We start from the raw sequence: 1,787 nt of genomic DNA, 5'->3' as shown, positions 1-1,787 counted from the left end.
CCGAAGACCAGGTCCGCGCGGGTGCCGGTGAAGCGGCCGTCGGCGGTGGTGAAGGTCTTCTCCTGGGCGTCCGGGATCCACTCGAGGCCGAGCTCGAGCAGGTTCACGAAGAAGTCGTTGCTCAGGGCGCCGGGGCGGTCGGTGAACACGCCCAGCTTCGAGCCGTCCCAGTTGTTGCCCAGGACGCGCAGCCCGCCGACCAGCACGGTCAGCTCCGGGGCGGAGAGGCCCAGGAGGTTCGCGCGGTCGATCAGGAGGTACTCGGTGGGCAGCTTGAGGTAGCCGCTGTCGTAGTTGCGGAAGCCGTCGGCCACGGGCTCGAGCCAGGCGAACTGCTCGACGCTGGTCTGCTCCTGGGTCGCGTCCACCCGGCCCGGGGTGAACGGGACGGTGACGTCGTGGCCTGCGGCCAGGGCCGCCTGCTCCACGCCCACGCCGCCGGCGAGGACGACGACGTCGGCGAAGGAGGCCTTGACCGGGGAGGTGGCGTTGAACTCTTCGACGATCCCCTCGAGGACGGCGATGACGGGCTTGAGCCTCTCCGGCTGGTTCACCGCCCAGCTCACCTGCGGCTCGAGGCGGATCCGGCCGCCGTTGGCCCCGCCGCGCTTGTCCGAGCCCCGGTACGAGGCCGCGGCCTTCCACGCGGTGGAGACCAGGTCCTCCACGGACAGGCCGGAGGCGGAGATCCTCTCCTTCAGCGCCGCGATCTCGGCCTCCCCGATCACCTGCTCCGGGGCGGCCGGGAGCGGGTCCTGCCAGATCAGGTCCTCGGCCGGGACCTCCTTGCCCAGGTAGCGGGCCTTCGGGCCCATGTCGCGGTGGGTCAGCTTGAACCAGGCCCGCCCGAACGCGTCCTCCAGGGCGCCCAGGTCGTCCTTGAAGCGCCGGGCGATCGGGGCGTACGCGGGGTCGAAGCGCAGGGCCAGGTCGCTGGTGAGCATCCGCGGCTCGCGGGCCCCGGAGCCCGCGTGCGCCTCCGGGACCAGGCCCGCCCCGCCGCCGTCCTTCGGGCGCCACTGCCTGGCCCCGGCCGGGGACTCCATCAGCTCCCACTCGTAGGCGAAGAGGATGTGCAGGAACTCGTTGTCCCACCGGGTCGGGTGGTACGTCCAGGTCACCTCCAGGCCCGAGGTGACCGCGTCGGCGCCCTTGCCCGTGCCGTAGCCGTTCTTCCAGCCCAGGCCCTGCGCCTGAAGCGGGGCGGCCTCCGGGTCCGGGCCGATCCGGTCCGCGGGGTGCGCGCCGTGGGTCTTGCCGAACGTGTGCCCGCCCACGATCAGCGCCACCGTCTCCTCGTCGTCCATGCCCATCCGGCGGAAGGTCTCGCGGATGTCCCGGGCCGAGGCCAGCGGGTCCGGGCTGCCGTTGGGGCCCTCGGGGTTGACGTAGATCAGGCCCATCTGGACCGCGGCCAGCGGAGCCGCCAGCTCGCGGTCGCCCGTGTAGCGCTCGTCGTCGAGCCAGACCTTCTCCGGGCCCCAGTACACGTCATCGTCCGCCTCCCACACGTCCGGGCGCCCGCCGGCGAAGCCGAACGTCGCAAAGCCCATGGTCTCCAGGGCCACATTGCCCGCCAGGATCATCAGGTCCGCCCAGGAGATCGCCTGGCCGTACTTCTTCTTCACCGGCCACAGCAGGCGCCGGCCCTTGTCCAGGCTGCCGTTGTCCGGCCACGAGTTCAGCGGCGCGAAGCGCTGCTGGCCCGCCCCGGCCCCGCCGCGGCCGTCGTGCGAGCGGTAGGTGCCCGCCGAGTGCCAGGCCAGGCGGATCATGAACGGCCCGTA

General features: G+C 72.5%; 1 protein-coding gene. It reads right to left on the bottom strand.

Features of this window, described 5'->3' with window-relative positions; translation table 11 throughout:
* Nucleotides 1-1,787: catalase/peroxidase HPI (gene katG, locus SPF06_RS21980; protein ID WP_323281301.1), on the bottom strand; the 1,787-nt coding region annotated here is incomplete at both ends.

The organism is Sinomonas terricola, assembly GCF_034931225.1.
GTDB classification, from domain to species: domain Bacteria; phylum Actinomycetota; class Actinomycetes; order Actinomycetales; family Micrococcaceae; genus Sinomonas; species Sinomonas terricola.
The sequence above is the reverse complement of the archived record's forward strand: the minus strand, read 5'-3'. Positions and strand labels throughout refer to the sequence as shown.